The sequence below is a fragment of the Brevibacillus sp. Leaf182 genome (assembly GCF_001423865.2).
Taxonomy (GTDB): domain Bacteria; phylum Bacillota; class Bacilli; order Brevibacillales; family Brevibacillaceae; genus Brevibacillus; species Brevibacillus brevis_C.
In genome coordinates this window covers 35,332-53,553 of the sequence record NZ_LMPN02000018.1, presented here as the reverse complement: position 1 = coordinate 53,553, position 18,222 = coordinate 35,332, and the positions used below count along the sequence as shown (strand labels likewise).

Annotated in this window: 16 protein-coding genes and 2 riboswitches; of the genes, 15 read left to right on the top strand and 1 reads right to left on the bottom strand. The window is 48.1% G+C overall.

Annotation, left to right across the window (positions count from 1 at the left end):
• The first annotated feature begins 40 nt into the window (after positions 1 to 40).
• The 15 genes from ASG16_RS08020 (at position 41) to ASG16_RS07950 (ending at position 16,666) form a co-directional block, all read left to right on the top strand.
• Positions 41 to 1,036: an ABC transporter substrate-binding protein gene (locus tag ASG16_RS08020; RefSeq protein ID WP_056491864.1), complete on the top strand. Its 996-nt coding sequence runs from the start codon at positions 41 to 43 to the stop codon at positions 1,034 to 1,036.
• Entirely contained in the window at positions 1,033 to 3,219 is a 2,187-nt protein-coding gene (locus ASG16_RS08015; RefSeq protein ID WP_056491861.1) for an ATP-binding protein, read from the top strand. Before ASG16_RS08020 ends, ASG16_RS08015 begins: the two co-directional genes overlap by 4 nt.
• 7 nt (positions 3,220 to 3,226) lie before the next feature.
• A complete protein-coding gene (locus tag ASG16_RS08010; protein ID WP_056491858.1) occupies positions 3,227 to 4,606 on the top strand; it encodes a sigma-54-dependent transcriptional regulator in 1,380 nt (459 codons plus the stop codon).
• Between the two features lie 158 nt (positions 4,607 to 4,764).
• On the top strand, positions 4,765 to 5,697 hold the full coding sequence (locus ASG16_RS08005; RefSeq protein WP_056491855.1) for a c-type cytochrome: 933 nt from the start codon (positions 4,765 to 4,767) through the stop codon (positions 5,695 to 5,697).
• Positions 5,698 to 5,939: 242 nt separating this feature from the next.
• Positions 5,940 to 6,638 (top strand): hypothetical protein, encoded by a 699-nt coding sequence (locus ASG16_RS08000; RefSeq protein ID WP_056491852.1) that lies wholly within the window; start codon positions 5,940 to 5,942, stop codon positions 6,636 to 6,638.
• A gap of 28 nt (positions 6,639 to 6,666) precedes the next feature.
• Positions 6,667 to 7,449: a hypothetical protein gene (locus ASG16_RS07995; protein WP_056491849.1), complete on the top strand. Its 783-nt coding sequence runs from the start codon at positions 6,667 to 6,669 to the stop codon at positions 7,447 to 7,449.
• An 85-nt stretch (positions 7,450 to 7,534) separates the two neighbouring features.
• On the top strand, positions 7,535 to 8,077 hold the full coding sequence (locus tag ASG16_RS07990) for a YdbC family protein (RefSeq protein ID WP_056491846.1): 543 nt from the start codon (positions 7,535 to 7,537) through the stop codon (positions 8,075 to 8,077).
• Positions 8,074 to 8,742 carry an HAD family hydrolase gene (locus ASG16_RS07985; protein WP_056491843.1) on the top strand — a complete coding sequence of 223 codons (669 nt, stop codon included), beginning with the start codon at positions 8,074 to 8,076 and terminating at the stop codon, positions 8,740 to 8,742. Before ASG16_RS07990 ends, ASG16_RS07985 begins: the two co-directional genes overlap by 4 nt.
• Positions 8,743 to 8,809: 67 nt before the next feature.
• Positions 8,810 to 8,957, top strand: a riboswitch (FMN riboswitch).
• A 112-nt stretch (positions 8,958 to 9,069) separates the two neighbouring features.
• Positions 9,070 to 9,214, top strand: a riboswitch (FMN riboswitch).
• 135 nt (positions 9,215 to 9,349) lie between these two features.
• Positions 9,350 to 10,456 carry a bifunctional diaminohydroxyphosphoribosylaminopyrimidine deaminase/5-amino-6-(5-phosphoribosylamino)uracil reductase RibD gene (gene ribD, locus ASG16_RS07980; protein WP_056491839.1) on the top strand — a complete coding sequence of 369 codons (1,107 nt, stop codon included), beginning with the start codon at positions 9,350 to 9,352 and terminating at the stop codon, positions 10,454 to 10,456.
• A gap of 19 nt (positions 10,457 to 10,475) precedes the next feature.
• The gene (locus tag ASG16_RS07975) at positions 10,476 to 11,132 is read left to right on the top strand and encodes a riboflavin synthase (RefSeq protein ID WP_056491837.1); all 657 of its coding nucleotides are present in this window, start codon (positions 10,476 to 10,478) and stop codon (positions 11,130 to 11,132) included.
• Between the two features lie 16 nt (positions 11,133 to 11,148).
• A complete protein-coding gene (locus ASG16_RS07970) occupies positions 11,149 to 12,348 on the top strand; it encodes a bifunctional 3,4-dihydroxy-2-butanone-4-phosphate synthase/GTP cyclohydrolase II (protein ID WP_056491834.1) in 1,200 nt (399 codons plus the stop codon).
• A 16-nt stretch (positions 12,349 to 12,364) separates the two neighbouring features.
• On the top strand, positions 12,365 to 12,829 hold the full coding sequence (gene ribH, locus ASG16_RS07965; protein ID WP_015893048.1) for a 6,7-dimethyl-8-ribityllumazine synthase: 465 nt from the start codon (positions 12,365 to 12,367) through the stop codon (positions 12,827 to 12,829).
• A 126-nt stretch (positions 12,830 to 12,955) separates the two neighbouring features.
• On the top strand, positions 12,956 to 14,458 hold the full coding sequence (locus ASG16_RS07960) for a spore germination protein (protein ID WP_056491831.1): 1,503 nt from the start codon (positions 12,956 to 12,958) through the stop codon (positions 14,456 to 14,458).
• Positions 14,459 to 14,462: 4 nt separating this feature from the next.
• Positions 14,463 to 15,551 (top strand): GerAB/ArcD/ProY family transporter, encoded by a 1,089-nt coding sequence (locus tag ASG16_RS07955; protein ID WP_056491828.1) that lies wholly within the window; start codon positions 14,463 to 14,465, stop codon positions 15,549 to 15,551.
• Positions 15,548 to 16,666 (top strand): Ger(x)C family spore germination protein, encoded by a 1,119-nt coding sequence (locus ASG16_RS07950; RefSeq protein WP_056491824.1) that lies wholly within the window; start codon positions 15,548 to 15,550, stop codon positions 16,664 to 16,666. The genes ASG16_RS07955 and ASG16_RS07950 overlap by 4 nt, the downstream gene beginning before the upstream one ends.
• A 23-nt stretch (positions 16,667 to 16,689) precedes the next feature.
• On the opposite strand, the gene ASG16_RS07945 is transcribed toward ASG16_RS07950, so the two are convergent.
• Entirely contained in the window at positions 16,690 to 18,219 is a 1,530-nt protein-coding gene (locus ASG16_RS07945) for an aldehyde dehydrogenase family protein (RefSeq protein WP_056491821.1), read from the bottom strand.
• Positions 18,220 to 18,222 lie beyond the last annotated feature (3 nt).

The following is an 18,222-nucleotide window of genomic DNA, read 5'->3' as shown; positions in this document are numbered from 1 at the left end:
CAATCATTTGCCGCTATGATGAGAGTTGGATGTGATACCTATGAAGAAACAAAGCAAAATCCTTTTTCTCATCTTGTTAGTGGCAGGAACTCTGCTCGATTGGTCCAGTAGTCAGCGAAAACAGGATGTCGATCTTTACACGATCGGAATTGTGATTGCCAATGAGGATCGAAAAGATAAAGTAGCGGGATTAAAGGCGGGATTGCAATCATTAGGTCTCAGTGAAGGAGCACGTATTCAGTATGTGCCCGTTTATTTGAATACGGTTCGGACGCTTGAAGAGGAGCGCTCGCTTGTCCAGGGCTTGATTTCGAAAAAGCCTGATGTAATCGTCACGACAGGGGCGCACGAGACCTTTTTAATTCAACAGGCGTCAACGACGGTTCCCATTGTTTTTATTGGTGTCGCCTCAATGGTCGAACTACCCCTTGTTGAGACCGAGGGGACGGTTACGTGTGGAATCAGCAATGGCCAAATGAATGTGATTGGGAAAAGATTGGAGCTGACCACTCGTTTGTTGCCTGATGCCAAGCATATTCTGATCATTGCCGATTCTCATGCTCCTACGACAGAACAAGCCATCGCAGAAGCAAGGTCGGCTGCTTCGTTGCTAGGTGTTCGCTTGCAGGTGAAGCATGTTGCTTCCCCTAAAGACTTGGAGCAATTGCTCAGTAGGCTCTCTCCAGGAGAATACGACGCCATGCTTCCTTTACCTAGCTATGTTCTGGAAGACGCGATTACCGATTGCTTGCCTCTTTTGATCGATAAGCAATTGTTTGTCATGGGCGCATACCCCGAGCAGGTGAAGGCTGGTTTGTATGCCGCTTACGGCGTTTCCTTTCATTCACAAGGCATGCAAGCTGCTCATATGGTAGCTCGGGTGTTGGATGGAGTCCCTCCGACAGATCTGTCAATCGAATGGCCGGATGACGTGCGGTTAGCTGTCAATGCTACTTCCCTGTCCAAGCTTCCTATTAGCGTAACCGATCAGCAGTGGTCACTGGCACAAGAATGGTATGGAGTGGGGAACAAATGAGGAGGAGCAGACTACCACGCATCAATCGACTGAAGACAAAAATGCTCCTGTTTGGTCTATGCATGTCCATCATCCCTTTTCTGATTCTTGGGTATATCAATTTGCATACCAGTAAAGATAAGGTTCGAGAAGAGGTAGACAGAGCCAATCAGATCTACGTGGAAAATACGTTAGCCCAGTTGGATATGCTTTTTTTACATACGTCCCAATCCATGCAGGTGGTTCAGCAGCGTTTTCTCAATGAGCGCCCTAGTGATGAGGATGCTTATTTCTTGCTGAATACGTTATTGAAGACTTCGCCTTACATGGAGGAAGTCGCGCTTTTTAATCAGGATGGAGAGCCGCAGTATTTGCTGAATCGCTGGAAACATCAAAAGCTGGACACACCTATGGAGCGAGACAACCAACTTCTTACCACCATCCAGTCTGGAAAACCATACATCGGAAGCATTGTCCGATCAGCGGAAGGGAAGCTGCTGGTAACGGTCGCGATCCCTCATGTATCTGCCAGAGGTGTAAAAGGTGGCATGTACGCAAAGCTCAATGTAAAACAGTTACTCGAACAAGTCACACTGCGAGCACGCTATGAAAACGAGGCCTATTTGTTCGTCACAGATGGGAAAAGCGATAGGTTTGCCGATCCGTTTATGCTGGGCAAGCCTTCTGATGGCTCTTTGACCTATTATGAACAAGCGGTTCCTCCCTTATGGACACTACCAGATCGAACCGACAAGCCTGTTATCCGTACATATCAAGCTTTTAATGGAGATGTCATGGTCAATTATGCCATGCGCTCTTCTGTCACACATTGGGTCATTATGCTGGAACAGTCGAGTCAAACGGTGTTTGCTGCCTTTTCAAAATTGGAACAATCTCTGCTCTTTACGACTTTATTCATCGCATTTATCGTTTTAGGAATTAGCATTGTGTTCTCTGTCTCGTTTAGCCGATTAATGGAAAAGATCGAATCCGCTGTGCAAAAAATCGCAGGTGGCGACTTATCCGTACGAATACCAGTGACGACCTCAGATGAAATTGGCAGGTTGGCAGCGTCCTGCAATGAAATGGCACAGAGTCTGGAGATGAAGACCAACCAGCTTCTCGAAGAAAAGAAGCGGCTTGATCTAGTTGTCAGTGGTATGGGGATGGGGCTCATTCTTGTAGATGAATCGTTTCGCATTCGCTGGATTAACCAAACAGCGTCAGCGTGGTTCCAGGATACGGCTCATCTTCTGGGGAAAGACTGCCATCTGACGATTGGTCAGCAATTTAGTTCATGCAGTAGTTGCATGCTCCGAACGCGACAAATGGTGAACCAAAAGCAGACTGACCTTATTTCCTCCAGAGTCGATCAGGATGGGCGGGTCCGTTTTTATCGACATCAAGTTTTCCCTCTGCATCCGGAGAAAGAATCGTCTGCTTTTCTGGAGGTCATCGAGGACATCACGGAGAAACGAGAGCTAGAAGCCGCAATCGCACAAGCAGACAAGCTCGCTGCTATTGGACTCTTGGCGTCGGGCATTGCTCATGAAATCAATAATCCATTAGGGATTCTGTCGCTGTATGGACAGGACTTGCGAGACCGTCTAGTGGACGAGGATATTCGAGATTTACAGGACTCGGGAGAGCTTACCCAATACTTGGACACGATGGACAAACAAATTAACCGTTGCAAGGAAATCACGACCCGATTGCTGCACTTTTCAGGGAAATCACCCATTACCGTAGAAAAAGTAGATATTCATCAAGTATTATCAGATATTCTCATTCTTTTGTCCCATGAAATACGTGTCAAACAGGTAACGGTAAACCAGTCTCTGTTGGCCTCTGCTCCGTTTCTTCTCGCTACGCCAGGACAGCTTCAGCAGATCGTGCTCAATCTGTTAACCAATGCGCTGTACGCGACCGAGGAGCGTGGAAATATTGAGATAGCAACGGATTCTCCATCGAATGATCGAATCCGTCTGTCGATCAGAGATGATGGATGCGGTATACCCGCAGCAGATTTGCCCCATGTTTTGGAGCCCTTTTATACAACCAAGCCTCCTGGAAAAGGGACTGGTCTCGGGTTATCGGTCTGCTACGGGATTGTGACGAATTTAGGCGGAGAAATCGAGATCGAAAGTACACCAAACATAGGCACAACGGTTACGGTCATCCTGCCGTCGGCAAAGGGGGAATGAACAAAAGATGCACGCTGACACTCGTATACTCATCGTTGATGACGAAGCAGATTTCCGCCATCTATTAACCAGTCGATTAAAGAGAAAGGGATATACCACGCTGGAAGCATCTGACGGAATCAGTGCACAGCAGCTAGTAACTAGCGAAACGATACATGTGATCTTGCTTGATTTGAAAATGCCCGGGATGGACGGCCTCTCCTTTCTGCAATGGTGCAAGGAAACCTCTCCTGCCATTCAAATCATTGTTGTTACCGGACACGGAACAATCGAAACAGCAATCGAAGCAATGAAACGCGGCGCTTATGATTATTTGACAAAACCATACAACCTCAATGAATTGGAGGTATTGATTTCCAAGGCCGTCGAAAAACAGCAGTTGACAGAGGAAAACCAACAGTTGAGAGAAGTTCTATCGACAAACGGGAAAACGACGTTTCAAATCGTTGCAGAAAGCCCGAAGCTAAAAGAGGTCCTAGCAACTGCCAAGCGAGTAGCCAGTACGGACTTTATCGTCCTCTTGAAAGGGGAAAGTGGGACAGGGAAGGATGTCATCGCGAGACTCATTTATGAATGTAGTGAGAGAGCATCAGAGGCATTCGTACCGATCAATTTGGGGGCGATACCAGAAACGATGCTGGAAAGTGAACTGTTCGGGCACGAAAAGGGAGCCTTTACAGGTGCAACTGCTCAGAAAAAGGGACTAGTCGAGATTGCCCACCTGGGAACGCTCTTTTTGGATGAAGTAGGGGACTTGCCTTTTCCTTTGCAGGTCAAGCTGCTCCGTTTTCTGGAAACCGGCGAATTTCGCCGAATAGGGAGCCCGATTCTGCACAAGGTGGATGTTCGGATCATTGCTGCTACCAATGCCGACCTGGAAAAGAAAGTGGAAGAAGGAACGTTCCGATCCGATCTTTATTTCCGGCTGCATGTCATGGATATAACGATTCCACCTCTCTCTCAGAGAAGTGAGGACATTTTGCCACTAGCGGCTTTCTTTTTGAATCGACTCAAGCGTAAGTATCCAGTCAAACCGCTTTCTGTGAAAGCACAGGCCGCTCTTTTGGCCTACACATTCCCGGGAAATGTTCGGGAGTTGGCTCATATGATCGAGCGTGCTGTCGTTTTGGCAAGAGGAGAGGAAATTGACGACAAGGATCTCTTTCCTCATGAGCAGTCAGTACCTCATCATCTGTCAGATAAGAAGCTCATTTCCTCAGCAGAAACGGGGGAGGAAGAGGCATTTTTACTGAAGAATGTAGAGCGAGAACATATCAAGCATGTGCTGGACGTTCTGCAATGGAACAAGACCAGGACAGCAGAGAAGCTGGGGATTAGCGTACGTAATCTGTACCGAAAAATCGAAGAGTACGAGCTGCGACCGTGACATTTTGTCGCGTACTGACCATGACATTTTGGCATGGTCTTTTCTTTTTCTTGCTGTTCGGAAGCGTCAAGCCGTTCGTTTTCCTGCTTTTATGGTTTGGCACGCCTCTTGCTACTCTCATGGTGTGAATGCACGATCAACATGGAGGAGTGAGACCTATGATCAAAAAAGAGAAGACAGGCTGGAAGAAGCTGTCTATGGTAGTAGTGGCGATGCTGGTCTTTGCAGGCTGCGCTACACAGCCGACCGCTCAACCCACCTCAACAGCGAATGAGGCCAAAGATAAAACGGCGAGTGGAGCGTCGGGAGCGATCAATCTAGCTTCCTACACCCCGCCTAGTATGGACAAGGTGCCAGAAGGTCCATTGGGAGAATCGATTAAGTATGGACATAAGCTGATGAATGAAACGAGCACAGTGATCCCTGAATACACAGGGAATAAGCTGTCCTGCTCTAGCTGTCACGGTAATGCAGGAATGGATGCGACCTCCCCATTAACGGGTGTCACCGCAGTCTATCCCCAGTACATTCCAAGGTCTGGAAAAGTGATTACTATTGAAGATCGGATCAATGGTTGCTTTCAACGAAGCATGAACGGAAAGCCATTGCCTTACAACAGCGACGAAATGAGAGCGATGGTTGCCTATCTGACATATATCTCAACAGATGTACCAGTAGGAATTAAAGAGCGCCCGTGGATAGAGAAAAATGATATGAAGAGCGTACCTCAACCGAATGTGGCAAATGGAGAAGCACTCTTTCAAAAATCGTGTATACAATGCCATGCAGCTGATGGTTCAGGAACAGGCCCAAACTCTGGACCAGCGTTATGGGGGGATAACTCCTTCAATATTGGTGCAGGTATGGCCCGAATTTCCAAAGCCGCTGGCTACATTCAGCGCAATATGCCTTTAGGGGAAATGGGCGGTATCAAGCAAGGCTCGTTAACCGATCAAGAAGCAGCGGACCTAGCAGCCTATATTTTGTCCAAGCCGCGTCCGGACTTTGCCAAAAAGGCACAAGACTGGCCAGCTGGAGGCGTTCCAAAGGATGTGCCGTATGAAGTAGATAGCGCCAAGAAGAAGCAATAGGAACTCGGCATCTGACCCCCAAAAGCGGCTGTCCCTTTCGTTTGCACATAATTTGAGCAACAGTAGATGAAAAGAACAGAGGCAGTTCTCAAGTAGAAATATCTACTGTTGGGATAGCCTCTGTTTTTTTTGTGCTTAACAATACATTGTGAGAATTATCTCTATTTTTGTGGAATATTTGTAAAATATTGGTATAATAAACCGGAATAGTAAAAATATAAAAATAAGGAAGGTAAACGGTAATGAACAAAAAATCAAAACTGTTTTCAGTAGCAATGGCTACAATTATTGGCGCTTCTCTTGTAACTTCTGGGGGATTACAAGCAAATGCAAAAACAGATCAGAATATTGGTAATATTCAAGGTGGCTACTATTACATCGATGGAATTGAGTATAAAGTACCGAACAGCGAGATTTATAATTTCGTAAATGAAAATAGAATCACGAATTTGCCGCATGTTACCTCAAATACAGCAACGACGTCATATAGAGGGGATGCGCGTAAAGTAAGACCCACAGCTGGGTGTGATCAAGGTGAATGGGTATTTACAGCGAAAAGGACAGCAAGCGGCTTCAAACTAGGGGATTCTGGAACGAGAGTTATCAATAAAACCAGTAGAGATTTGACTGAAACGTCGAAATTAAGTTCCAGCACTACGATTTCAGGTAAAGTTACTGGATCAGGAAAATGGAATTGGGGTGTAATCGAAGCGACAGCAGGCTTCGAAATAGGCGGTAGCATAACATGGACGACAGAAGAGTCAACTACCATTACAGTAGGCCCTGGTGAGTGGGGATGGATTGATTATGGTGCTTATACGGAGACTTGGGAAGGAGATCATTACTATGTAACCCCCACTTGCAAAATTCAAGACAAAAAGAGAATCAAGGTAATAGGTCCAAAACACAAAGCCAAACTAGCAAGAACTGAAAAATTCTAATTACTGCTAAGAAGGAGAAGAGTTGAGAATGAGAAATAGACTCCTAATACCCATAATACTCCTAGCTGTATGCAGCCTCTTATTAGGATGCCAAGAAGATAAACGTAAGGATCCGAACGATAAAGTGCTACCTAATAATACTGCAGCTCCTAAACCGGAGGATCATGCATTAAAAGAAGTGGAGTGGGTAAAGGTTGTTGATCCACCTCAAAATGTCTCTTCTCCTTCTGAAGCTGTCGTCCATCAATACGAGGTTGGGTTTAAAGATGGAACTACAGAATTTCCTAAGAAGGATTCTGTCATTTTCGAAACGACCCTTGGACAAAAGAGTATAGTGGCTTTACGTTCTCCAGAGGGGAAAAACAATTTTGCGGTTTTTTTGTATGAACATAATCCCTCATCTAATTGGGGAGTTTATGGGCTTGTAAGGTTGTTGGGGAATACAGAGTTTACAGATAAAGAGGGTTTACAATTACCTTTCGAAAAGTTCAATGCAACAAAAATGAATATTCCAGAAAAAGAAGTGAATGCTTGGGTGTTTGCAAACGAAAAAGAGATCGTTACGATTACTGTATATAAACGCTTTTCGTTTACACCCAGTTCTGATCGAGAAACGGTCTTATTAAAAAATGGGAACGAAGCATATATAGGTAAGGATCATCTGAATAATAACTACTTGTATTACTTTGATACTGAAAAGATAATTGTTGTTTCAGGTAATGTAGCCAAGCAGAAATTTATTGATGCAGCAAATTCTTTACCCCCTGTTACTTCTGCATTGTTTCCTAGCCCGAAGAAAAAGGAACAATAAAGGAAAATCCGTAGTGTGTGGAGAAGAGCGACAGTGTAGAACTGTCGCTCTTCCTTTTTTGTAAAAGATCGTAGGAGGCTTGGAAATGCTGATCAAATGGATTACATGTAAAGTAACAGAAAATCAGAAGCAATCGTTTTCCCATGCCCAAGCGAAATGGAGATCATTAGAGGACATAAAAGGCTTTCTGGGACAAGTCGGAGGGTGGAATCAGCATCAGCCGTTGGAAGCTTGTATTCTTACTGTTTGGGAGAGTAGAGAGCACTATCAATCTTTCATGGAGAAGGATCACGATCCTATTTTTCATCAGACAGGGCAGAGCCAGACATATGAAGCCATTTCTGTACAGCTTTTCTCGAAGCTCACAGACAGCGACGATCGTCAGTTGCTGGATGGACTAGAGAGCGCTCAAGTTCTTCGCGTAGTCTGTGGAAGCGAAAACAACGTACTCGCAAAAGCTGGGGCAGAGCCGGGAGGGATCGTTGGACAAAGCCTGAAGGATAGCCAGCAATATATAGCGGCGACTTTGTGGAATAATGATCAGCTCGCACCGACGGGCGACGCTCAAGCCTACACCGTTGCTCTAGAACAGACATGGCGAGTTGTTAAAAAAGGAGACCACAAATGAGTAAATCCTATACAAAAGGCATTATTTTCGATATGGACAACACCTTATTGCAATCCAGGATCAACTTTGCCGAGATGAAGAGGGCCATTTTTCAGCTATGGGTGGATAATGGGATCGTTTCTCCAACACTTGAGTGGGAGAAGTATACCGCATCACAGCTCATTGAGATTGGCAGAAAATCGGAGCAGATGACGAGTGAATTGGAACAAGCTATGTGGGAAGCAGTAACCGCGATTGAGAAGGAAGGCATGCATGGAGCTGTATTGGAGAAGCATGCGGTGGAAGTGCTGGATCGCTTGAAAGAGAACTACTATTTGTATATCCTGACCAACAACGCCTACGCCGCGGCAGAGGAGGCTTTGAACGGGACGGGAATCGCTCCCTACTTTGACGAAATCGTAGCTCGCGAACAAATGACGACCTTGAAGCCATCACCATCGGGCATTCACTATATTCGCAGCCGCAAGCCGGATTGGCCTGTTTCAGCTTGGACGATGATCGGGGATTCCTGGATCGATGGAAAGGCGGCCTGCGACGGACAAGTCGCTTTTATTGCCTATCAAGGGAACGAGCAGGACATGGAGCAAAATGGTGTTGTGCCAAAGGCGTACATAAGTGATTTGAAAGAACTCCTGACCGTCCTCGAAGAGTGCGAGCAAAGGTAAAGTGCACTTCTCCCATAAATGATTACAGACAATAGTGAAAAATATGCTATACTTTGCGTAACTGAATACCAGCCTTCAGGGTAGGGTGCAATTCCCGACCGGCGGTAATGACGAACGCACGTCTGAGCCCGCGACTCGCTATCGTAGCAGTTGATAGCGACTGACTTGGTGCAAATCCAAGGCCGACGGTACAGTCCGGATGGGAGAAGGTATTTGGAACGGCCTATTTCGCTGTTTTTTTCAAAAAAACAGTAGAAGCTAGGCTTCTTTCTGAACGCCCTGAGCATAATATTCATGGGCGTTTTTATTTTTATAAAACTTCATAGCGACAATCTTCAGGGCAAGGTGAAATTCCTGACCGGCGGTAATGGCGTACGCACGTCTGAGCCCGCGACTCGCTGACCACACTTACAGCGACTGATCTGGTGAAAACCCAGAGCCGACGGTACAGTCCGGATGGAAGAAGATTTTGTGCTTTCTTCATTTGTTTTTTTGTGAAAAAACGGATGAGGTAAGGCTTCTTTCCCTATGCCCTGAAACGTTTTGAGGTTTCAAGGGCTTTTTGCGTTGTGCTTGGCTGGAATGATGGAACAGAAAGGAGTGCGGTATGGAACAGGACAGCAAGTACATGGATCTGGCGCTGGAAATGGCACGATCGGCACGAGGCCAAACCAGCCCGAATCCCATGGTCGGAGCTGTGATTGTGAAGGATGGAACCATCGTGGGAATGGGAGCCCATCTGCGGGCAGGAGAACCCCATGCTGAGGTACACGCACTGCGGATGGCTGGGGAAAAAGCGCAAGGTGCGACCGCGTACGTGACGCTGGAGCCTTGCAGTCACTACGGAAAAACACCGCCGTGTGCAGAGGCGTTGATCGCAGCCGGTGTACGTCGTGTCGTTGTAGCGACGCTCGACCCGAATCCACTGGTGGCAGGAAGAGGAATCGAGATGCTACGGGCAGCAGGGCTGGAAGTAGCTGTGGGCGTGAGAGAAGAAGAAGCGAGGGCGCTCAATGAAGTCTTTTTCCATTACATCCAGACCAGACGTCCATTTGTGACGGTAAAGATGGCCAGTACATTGGACGGGAAAATCGCTTCGTTCACGGGACACAGTCGGTGGATTACTGGAGCAGAGGCTCGGGCAGAGGTGCATGAACTGCGCAGGCAGCACGATGCCATCCTCGTTGGGGTTGGGACGATTCTCGCGGATGACCCGCTGTTGACGGCGCGCCAGGAAGAGCAGCGTTTTGGAAGCCAGCCAGTTCGCGTGATTTTGGACAGTCATTTACGTACGCCGCTGGATGCCCGTGTCGTCCAGAATGCAGATGCGAAGACGTGGATCTTTACGACAGATGCAGCCCCAAGGGAAAAGCAGGAGCTGCTTGCGGCAAGAGGTGTAAAGGTCATCACAACGGATGCACCCATTCGCGTGGAAAAGGTGCTGCGTACGTTGGGAGAGCTGGGGATTACCTCGTTGCTTGTGGAAGGCGGGCAAGAAGTAAACGGCTCCTTTTTGCAGGCGAGAGCGATTCAAAAGGTCGTGAGCCATATCGCACTAAAGCTGATCGGGGGAAGCGGCGCGCCTTCGCCATTCGGTGGTCAAGGCTTTGCGACGATGGGAGAAGCGATACCGTTGACAAATGTCACGATCACTCCGATGGGGAAAGGTGATGTACAGATCATCGGGTACCCACAATGGGAGAAACAGGCGTAGCAAGTGAGGAGGAGAGAGCATGTTCACGGGACTGGTCGAAGAATTGGGCGTGTTGGAAGCAATTCAAGGGAACGAGCAGGCGAGTCGACTGGTCATCCGCGCTCAGCAGGTACTCGAAGGGGTGAAGCTCGGGGACAGTATCTCGGTCAATGGCATTTGCCTTACGGTTACTTCTTATACGAATCGTCAGTTTAGCGTCGATGTGATGCCAGAGACAATGAACAAGACGAGCTTGCGGAAATTACGAAGCGGACAGCGAGTGAATCTGGAGAGAGCAATGCGGCTGGGGGACCGTTTTGGCGGGCATATCGTCTCCGGACATATAGACGGGACCGGAATAGTTGCTTCACGAGAGGTGAATGCGAATGCAGTCGTGTTTCGGATTGAGGCCAAACCGCAGTTGTTGAAGTACGTCATTGCCCGAGGATCGATTTGCATAGATGGCATCAGTCTCACCGTGGTGGACGTAAACGATAACGGTTTTACCGTTTCGATCATTCCGCATACGCTGGCGAATACGAGTCTTGCAGACAGACGACCTGGGGACTTGGTGAATCTCGAAACAGATGTCATCGGCAAATATGTGGAGCGTTTGTTAGGGTATCAAAATCATGGCGGTACAGAAAAATCTGGCGGGCTCAGTCTAGCCTTTTTGCAGGAAAATGGCTTCGCGTGAGTAGGAGGGAGAAAGTATGTTTCATCGCATAGAAGAGGCATTGGAAGATTTGCGTCAGGGCAAGGCAGTCATCGTGGTAGATGATGAGGATCGGGAAAACGAAGGAGATTTTGTCTGCATGGCCGAAGCGGCTACGCCTGAAATGATCAACTTCATGGTCACACATGGCAGGGGACTCGTTTGCGTACCGGTGACAGAAGAGCACGCGACTCGCTTGCAGCTCCATCCGATGGTAAATGCCAATACAGACAAGCAAGGAACGGCTTTTACCGTGTCCATCGATGAAGGGTGTACACACACAGGGATATCCGCTCAGGAGCGCTCTCAGACGGTCTTGGCGATGCTGGACGATCAGAAGTCCGCAGAAGATTTCCGCAGACCGGGACATATTTTTCCGTTAATCGCGAAGTCTGGCGGTGTGTTGCGCAGAGCGGGTCACACCGAGGCGGCAGTTGATTTGGCTCGCTTGGCGGGGGGCATACCAGCAGGAGTCATTTGCGAAATTATGAACGAGGATGGCTCCATGGCACGTCTGCCGCAATTGGTAGAGATCGCACGCCGCTTTGATCTCAAGCTGATTACGATTGCAGACTTGATCGCGCATCGGATGCGGACGGAATCCATGGTGAAAAAGGAAATTGAAGTGCAGCTTCCGACCGCCTACGGTGATTTTCGCATAGCGGCCTATACGAACGAGCTGGACGGCAAAGAGCATGTGGCTCTCATCAAGGGAGAGATCAGACCGGATGAGCCCATTCTCGTCCGCGTTCACTCGGAGTGCTTGACAGGCGATATTTTCGGCTCTTATCGCTGCGACTGCGGTCCACAGTTGCACGCTGCATTGGAACAGATCGAAGCGAACGGACGCGGCATTTTATTGTACATGCGCCAGGAGGGCAGAGGCATTGGCTTGATTAATAAGCTGCGTGCCTACAAGCTGCAAGAGGAAGGCTTGGATACGGTTGAGGCCAATGAAAAGCTAGGGTTCGCCGCAGATCTGCGAGATTACGGGATCGGTGCACAAATTTTGCGAGATGTAGGTGTGCAACGCATGCGGCTGTTGACCAATAATCCACGAAAAATCCGCGGGCTTACCGGATACGGATTAACAGTAGAAGAACGGGTACCGCTTCAAATGCCGGAGCATCTGCACAACAAACGGTACCTATCAACAAAACAAGAGAAGTTGGGTCACCTGCTTCATTTGCAGAGATAAGGAGAGGGAATAAGCGATGAGAACATTCGAAGGACATTTGGTTGGAACAGGTTTGCGTGTAGGGATTGTGGCAGGACGCTTTAACGAATTGATCGTAAGCAAGCTGGTCGGAGGGGCTCTCGATGCCCTGAAGCGTCATGGCGTAGAAGATGAGCAGGTAGACGTGGCTTGGGTGCCGGGGGCATTTGAAATTCCGTTGATCGCTAAAAAAATGGCGGAATCCGGTCGCTATGATGCCGTTGTTACATTGGGAGCTGTCATTCGTGGCTCCACTCCGCATTTCGATTACGTCTGCAATGAGACCGCAAAAGGAGTTGCGTCTCTATCGCTATCGACTGGGATACCCGTTATTTTTGGCGTGCTGACGACAGACAACATCGAGCAAGCTATCGAGCGAGCGGGAACAAAAGCAGGCAACAAAGGCTGGGAAGCAGCAACGGCAGCGATCGAAATGGCTAATTTATCTAAGCAGTTCGCCTAATCAATTCATATGAAGAACGAGATATTTCAACGGGGGCTTCGGCTCCCGTTTTCTATTTTTTTGGATAAAATCACCACGGACAGGCCAAAGTAAGAAAGATTTTCCTGAAAAAAGGGGGGATCTAGCGTGAAGCCGACTGAGTGGTGGAGAGCGCAGGTAGAGGCCATACAAGCAAAGCGGCACAAGGGTTCGGATCAAGCGCGGCGAAGCGAACAAATTACACCGGAAATGGTAAAACAATGCATGCAAAACGTGGATGACCTCAGCAGCTTGTCATTGAAGATGAATGACGAAGAGGTACACGTTTTTTTTCTCGATACGCTGGTGGATGTTTCCCGGATTTATGAGAATGTCTTTCTTCCGTTGCAGCGTTCCGACGGTAAAGATCCGATGCAAGTGCTCCCTTTTTCACAGGAATGTCTTCTCGACGATATGGAGACGTTGATGAGTAACTTGCTACGTGGTCATACCATCTTGTTTTTCCTGGAAAGGGATCTCATTCTGCATGTGAATACATTTCAGGTCGCGCATCGTTCCATTACGAAATCCGAGACGGAGGCGACCGTCCTTGGACCGCAAGACTCCTTTGTTGAAATGCTGGAGATCAATTTGTCCTTGCTTCGGAGAAGACTGGCTACACCTCATCTGAAAGTATCGAGCTACACGATTGGCACCCAAGCACAGAACAAGGTAGCCGTGATTTATTTGGACAACATCGCGAATGCAGAAAATGTGGAGCGCGTGAAAAAACGGCTCGACAATGTCATTTACCCTGGATTTGTCGGAATGCCGGTCTTAAAGCAAATGCTGGAGGACAAGCCGTACTCTCCGTTCCCGCAATTTGGCTTGACCGGTCGGCCTGACAATGCAACAGCAGCCTTGTTGGACGGCAGGATCGTGATCATGCTGAATGGCAGTCCGGATGCTGCTATCTGTCCGACTTCCTTTCTGGAGATGTTTAGCAGCCCCGAAGACTTTTACAATCGATGGTCAACGGCCAGCTTGCTGCGGATGATTCGCTTTTTCGGTTTATTTATCACGATCATGCTTACCTCCAGCTACGTCTCTGTCTTGACGTATCATCCGGAAATGCTTCCACCCGCTTTGCTGACGATTTTGTCAGAATCACGCAGTCGGGTGCCTTTTCCACCCGTGATTGAAGTACTCATTATTGAGCTCGTCATCGAGATTTTGAGAGAAGCAGGGATACGCATGCCGACTAAAATCGGACAAACAATCGGTATCGTTGGCGGTATCGTGATCGGGACAGCCTCCGTACAAGCAGGGTTAGCCAGTAATATCCTGATCGTCCTTGTTTCTGTATCAGCGCTGCTTTCTTTTGTGCCACCCAATTTTTTGATGAGTAATGCGATTCGGCTAGTTCGTTATGGTTTTATCTTGATGGCAGGTATATTGGGCATGTACGGCCAGATGCTGGCACTGGCGTTTTTATTCGCACACTTGCTCAATCTGACTTCGCTCGGGACTCCGTACATGACCCCGGGAGTTCCGCGTCAATGGACCGATTTGATGAATAGTCTCGTACGTGCGCCATTGAGGTTTATCGTCAATCGAAACCGCATGTCCCGGGCAAAGCAGAAGCATGTCCGGCCAGTTGGGGAGGACTAGGGAGATGGATAGAGGGAGAATTCACAGCCTGAATCCGATCCTGGTAATCGGATTGATTATGAATACGATGGTGGGGGTTAATTTACTTGGACTGGCTCACCATGCGAGCAAAATGGGCTACAATCTGTGGTGGTCTCCGATTTTGCTGGGATGCATCGTCAGCTTAACGCTATTTCCGATGATGGCCCTGTGCCGACGTTATCCAGAGGATAATCTGTTTCGGATTCATGAGAAGCTGTTGGGAAAATGGCTGGGACGCTGTTTCAATATCCTGATTATCGTCTACGCCATTTTAAACGTATCTACCGCCAATGAAGGATACGTCAGGCTGGTTCAAACCTCCATGCTGAGCAATCAGACAGCCACACTGCCACTGTTTGGATTAACATTGGTCATGGTCTACATTACGAACGGCGGCATCAAATTGATCGCGCGTTTTTGTCTGCTAACGTTCTTTTTTACGGGCTGGATGGTTTTTCTATTGCAGTACGGCTTTCAAAAGGGAGGATTCACGCATATTTTTCCTCTTTTTAATACAGATTGGCGCAGTATAGCCGAAACGGTGCACAATTCTTACGCGAGCATGCTTGGGTATGAATTGGTCCTGTTTTTTTACCCATATATCCAAGAGAAGAACAAGGCACACAAGCATGTACTGATTGGGGTATGGATCGTGGTTTTGTTGTACGTCATGATCCTGATCACAAGCGTAGCTTATTTTTCTGAATGGCAAATGGACAATCTCATTTATCCCATTTTGAATTTGTTTAAGGCTGTAGAGCTGTCTTTTTTGGAGCGGATCGAAAATCTCGGGATTGGTCTCTGGGTCTTTCTCATTCTCAGCACGAGTACGGGATACTTGTGGGTTGCCCGTACCGGTCTGGAAGAAATGGCAGACAAGACGAAGCTGTGGCATCTGCTTTTACCGACAATCATTTCGTTTCTATTCATTGTGGGGCCATTATCTGTAGAAAAACAACGCTATATTTATGACAAGGTGACTGTTTATATGGCCTATGGATTGATCTTATGGCCGATTTTTTTGTTATTGCTTCATTCCTTGAGGTTCGGTAGAGGAGAGCGGGTATCATGAAGAGGGCGAGCTGGTTCATTGTTACGGTTATCCTTTTGCTCAGCCTTTGCGGTTGTGGGGGAGAACTCGAACGGCCGGCACTGGAAGACATGGCCATGATTGGGGTTATGGGCTTCGATTATGTGGATCGTGAAAAGATTGATGTCACCGTATCAGTACCGGTTCCCTCCAAAAATAAGGAATCTACGCAGGTATACACTACGTATGCCTCCATGACGAGCGAGGCAATGCTGAATCTCGCGACAAAAGCAGAGAGGACCATGTCCCTCTCACAATTACGTGTGATTTTGTTCAGTGAAGAATACGCCCGCAAAGTAGGGATCGGAAAAGTCATTCTTGATCTCTATCGCAATCCGATTGTAGGAGAAAATGTATACATTGCCATCGTAAAAGGAAAAGCGAAAGATGTCATCAAAAGAACCTATAACCACAGGCCGGAAATCAATACGTATTTGAACAACTTGCTCCGTCCGCGAGTAGAAACGGCCTTTTCGTCTTTTGCGACCATTCACGATTTTGTTTTTATGATGACCAGCAACACGATGGACCCCAATCTTCCTTATCTTATCCACAGTGACGGAGAGATTCAGATCACCAAGGCGGCCCTTTTTCGCGTAGACAAGATGATCGGAATGTACTCACAGCGAGAGGGGAAGCTGGTTCAGGGGTTTCTGGGTAGAGAGCGCTTGCCCCGTATGAGCTTCGAATTCCGGCACGAGGCGAAGACAGGTAAAAAACAAACGGAAAAGGTCGTTTTCGATTTTGTGCGGGCAAAAACGAAAGTAAGCAGCAATGGCAGCCTGAAAAAGCCTGTCATCAACATCAAGCTTCGGGTAAGAGGGATGCTAGTGGGCTATTCAGGCAGCAAGGATTTGGAGAAGCGGGCTCAATATCGGACCATGGTTCAGGAGCTTGAGAAACGGATCAAAAAGGAAAGCATGGAGATGCTGGTGCGTTTTCAAAAGCAAGGGGTTGACCCGGCGCAGCTCGAGGAGAGCATTCGCCAAAAGTATTATGGCAAGTGGACACGCGAAACGGGTCTCGCCCTTTATAAAAAAGCGAAATTCAACGTCGAGGTTCATGTGGATGTAGTCGGCTTTGGCACACTGAAATAAGGAGTAGCTGCATTCCGGGGTGGTTAGAACAGACGCTTGAATTCGCGCCAGATTGCACCCAAAGTCCGGCGATTTACGTTTTGGAGCTTGCCGTACAACAGGTTCGTCAAACCAATAAAGGTGAGCTCCTGATCTTTCGTATACGGATACCAATTGAACTCGCGCTTGCGTTTACCCGGATCATGGATGACAGAAATGCTGTGCGTAAAGGCTTGCAACCCTGAAGGTCCACGATAACGGCCGATGCCACTCTGTTTGACCCCGCCAAAAGGAAGATGGGGATTGGCGTAGCTGATAATGACGTCATTGATACACACATTGCCGCTGTCGAGCTGACGAGCTACGCGATCCGCTTTTGTTTGATCGGCTGACCATACCGAGGCATTCAGCCCGTACGGTGAGCTGTTAGCCAGTCGAACAGCCTCTTCTTCGGTGGCAAAAGTCATGATCGGCAACACTGGACCAAAGGTTTCTTCCCGCATGATTTTCATGTCAGATGTCACGTTTGTGAGAATGGTCGGCGCGATATACATGCTGCCAGTGGAAGGAAGTCCTCCCGTGACTGCGGTCGCGCCCGTAGCCAGTGCTTCGGTTACATGCTCGCGGACAATGCCGATTTGTTGGGAAGACGTCATCGAACCGACCTCGGCCTGATTCGGATAGCTTTGGCGCAATGCCTTTGTCTTTTCGGTAACCAGCTTGAGAAATTCAGGGTATACCTTTTCATGGACAAAAAGCCGTTCGACAGACATACATACCTGTCCGGAGTTCGTAAAAGCCCCCCACACCGCGCCATTTGCTGCCCGCTCCAAATGAGCGTCTTCAAACACGATCATCGGGTCTTTTCCGCCTAGCTCCAGTTCTACCGGGATCAAATGTTCCGACGCTGCCGCCATAATTTTTTTGCCTGTCGCGACAGAGCCTGTGAAAAAGATTTTATCTGGGCGCGCAGCTACCAGCGCCTGTCCAGCTTCGCGTCCCCCATGCAGGACGGTCACGACACCATCCGGCATAGAAACAGCGGAAAACACCTCTTCAATGAGCAGTCCGGTAGAAGCAGTCACCTCGGAAGGTTTTAAAATAACGGTATTGCCTGCTACGAGGGCAGATAATACAGGAATGATGGCAAGCTGAAACGGATAATTCCACGGAGAGATGACCGCGACGACACCCATTGGCTTGTAGTGAATATACGATTTTTTCGGCCACAGCACGATAGAGGTTGGTACCGGCTGATCGGCCAGCATCTGATAGGCATGTTTTTCATAAAAACGAATCGTGTCGACAGTGACGAAAATTTCGGTCATGTACGCTTCCAATGTAACTTTTCCGGTAGCCTCACTAATTTTTCGGGCGATTTCTTCACCGTGATCGACCAAATAGTGCCGCAACCGTGTCAAATAGTCCAGACGCTCAGCCAACGAAGTAGTGGACCAAGCTGGAAAGGCAAGACGCGCGCGTGCCATCGCGTCTTCTACTTGTTCTGGAGTCGCTTCCTGTAAAGAGCCAAGTAGCTCACCAGTGGCGGGATTTTGCATGGACATGACAGCCATTAT

What these genes read in the sequence shown, in the direction of transcription:
- ASG16_RS08020 (WP_056491864.1), top strand. Translation starts at nt 41, where the DNA reads ATGAAGAAACAAAGCAAAATCCTTTTTCTCATCTTGTTAGTGGCAGGA.
- ASG16_RS08015 (WP_056491861.1), top strand. Translation starts at nt 1,033, where the DNA reads ATGAGGAGGAGCAGACTACCACGCATCAATCGACTGAAGACAAAAATG.
- ASG16_RS08010 (WP_056491858.1), top strand. Translation starts at nt 3,227, where the DNA reads ATGCACGCTGACACTCGTATACTCATCGTTGATGACGAAGCAGATTTC.
- ASG16_RS08005 (WP_056491855.1), top strand. Translation starts at nt 4,765, where the DNA reads ATGATCAAAAAAGAGAAGACAGGCTGGAAGAAGCTGTCTATGGTAGTA.
- ASG16_RS08000 (WP_056491852.1), top strand. Translation starts at nt 5,940, where the DNA reads ATGAACAAAAAATCAAAACTGTTTTCAGTAGCAATGGCTACAATTATT.
- ASG16_RS07995 (WP_056491849.1), top strand. Translation starts at nt 6,667, where the DNA reads ATGAGAAATAGACTCCTAATACCCATAATACTCCTAGCTGTATGCAGC.
- ASG16_RS07990 (WP_056491846.1), top strand. Translation starts at nt 7,535, where the DNA reads ATGCTGATCAAATGGATTACATGTAAAGTAACAGAAAATCAGAAGCAA.
- ASG16_RS07985 (WP_056491843.1), top strand. Translation starts at nt 8,074, where the DNA reads ATGAGTAAATCCTATACAAAAGGCATTATTTTCGATATGGACAACACC.
- ribD (WP_056491839.1), top strand. Translation starts at nt 9,350, where the DNA reads ATGGAACAGGACAGCAAGTACATGGATCTGGCGCTGGAAATGGCACGA.
- ASG16_RS07975 (WP_056491837.1), top strand. Translation starts at nt 10,476, where the DNA reads ATGTTCACGGGACTGGTCGAAGAATTGGGCGTGTTGGAAGCAATTCAA.
- ASG16_RS07970 (WP_056491834.1), top strand. Translation starts at nt 11,149, where the DNA reads ATGTTTCATCGCATAGAAGAGGCATTGGAAGATTTGCGTCAGGGCAAG.
- ribH (WP_015893048.1), top strand. Translation starts at nt 12,365, where the DNA reads ATGAGAACATTCGAAGGACATTTGGTTGGAACAGGTTTGCGTGTAGGG.
- ASG16_RS07955 (WP_056491828.1), top strand. Translation starts at nt 14,463, where the DNA reads ATGGATAGAGGGAGAATTCACAGCCTGAATCCGATCCTGGTAATCGGA.
- ASG16_RS07950 (WP_056491824.1), top strand. Translation starts at nt 15,548, where the DNA reads ATGAAGAGGGCGAGCTGGTTCATTGTTACGGTTATCCTTTTGCTCAGC.
- ASG16_RS07945 (WP_056491821.1), bottom strand. Translation starts at nt 18,219, where the DNA reads ATGGCTGTCATGTCCATGCAAAATCCCGCCACTGGTGAGCTACTTGGC.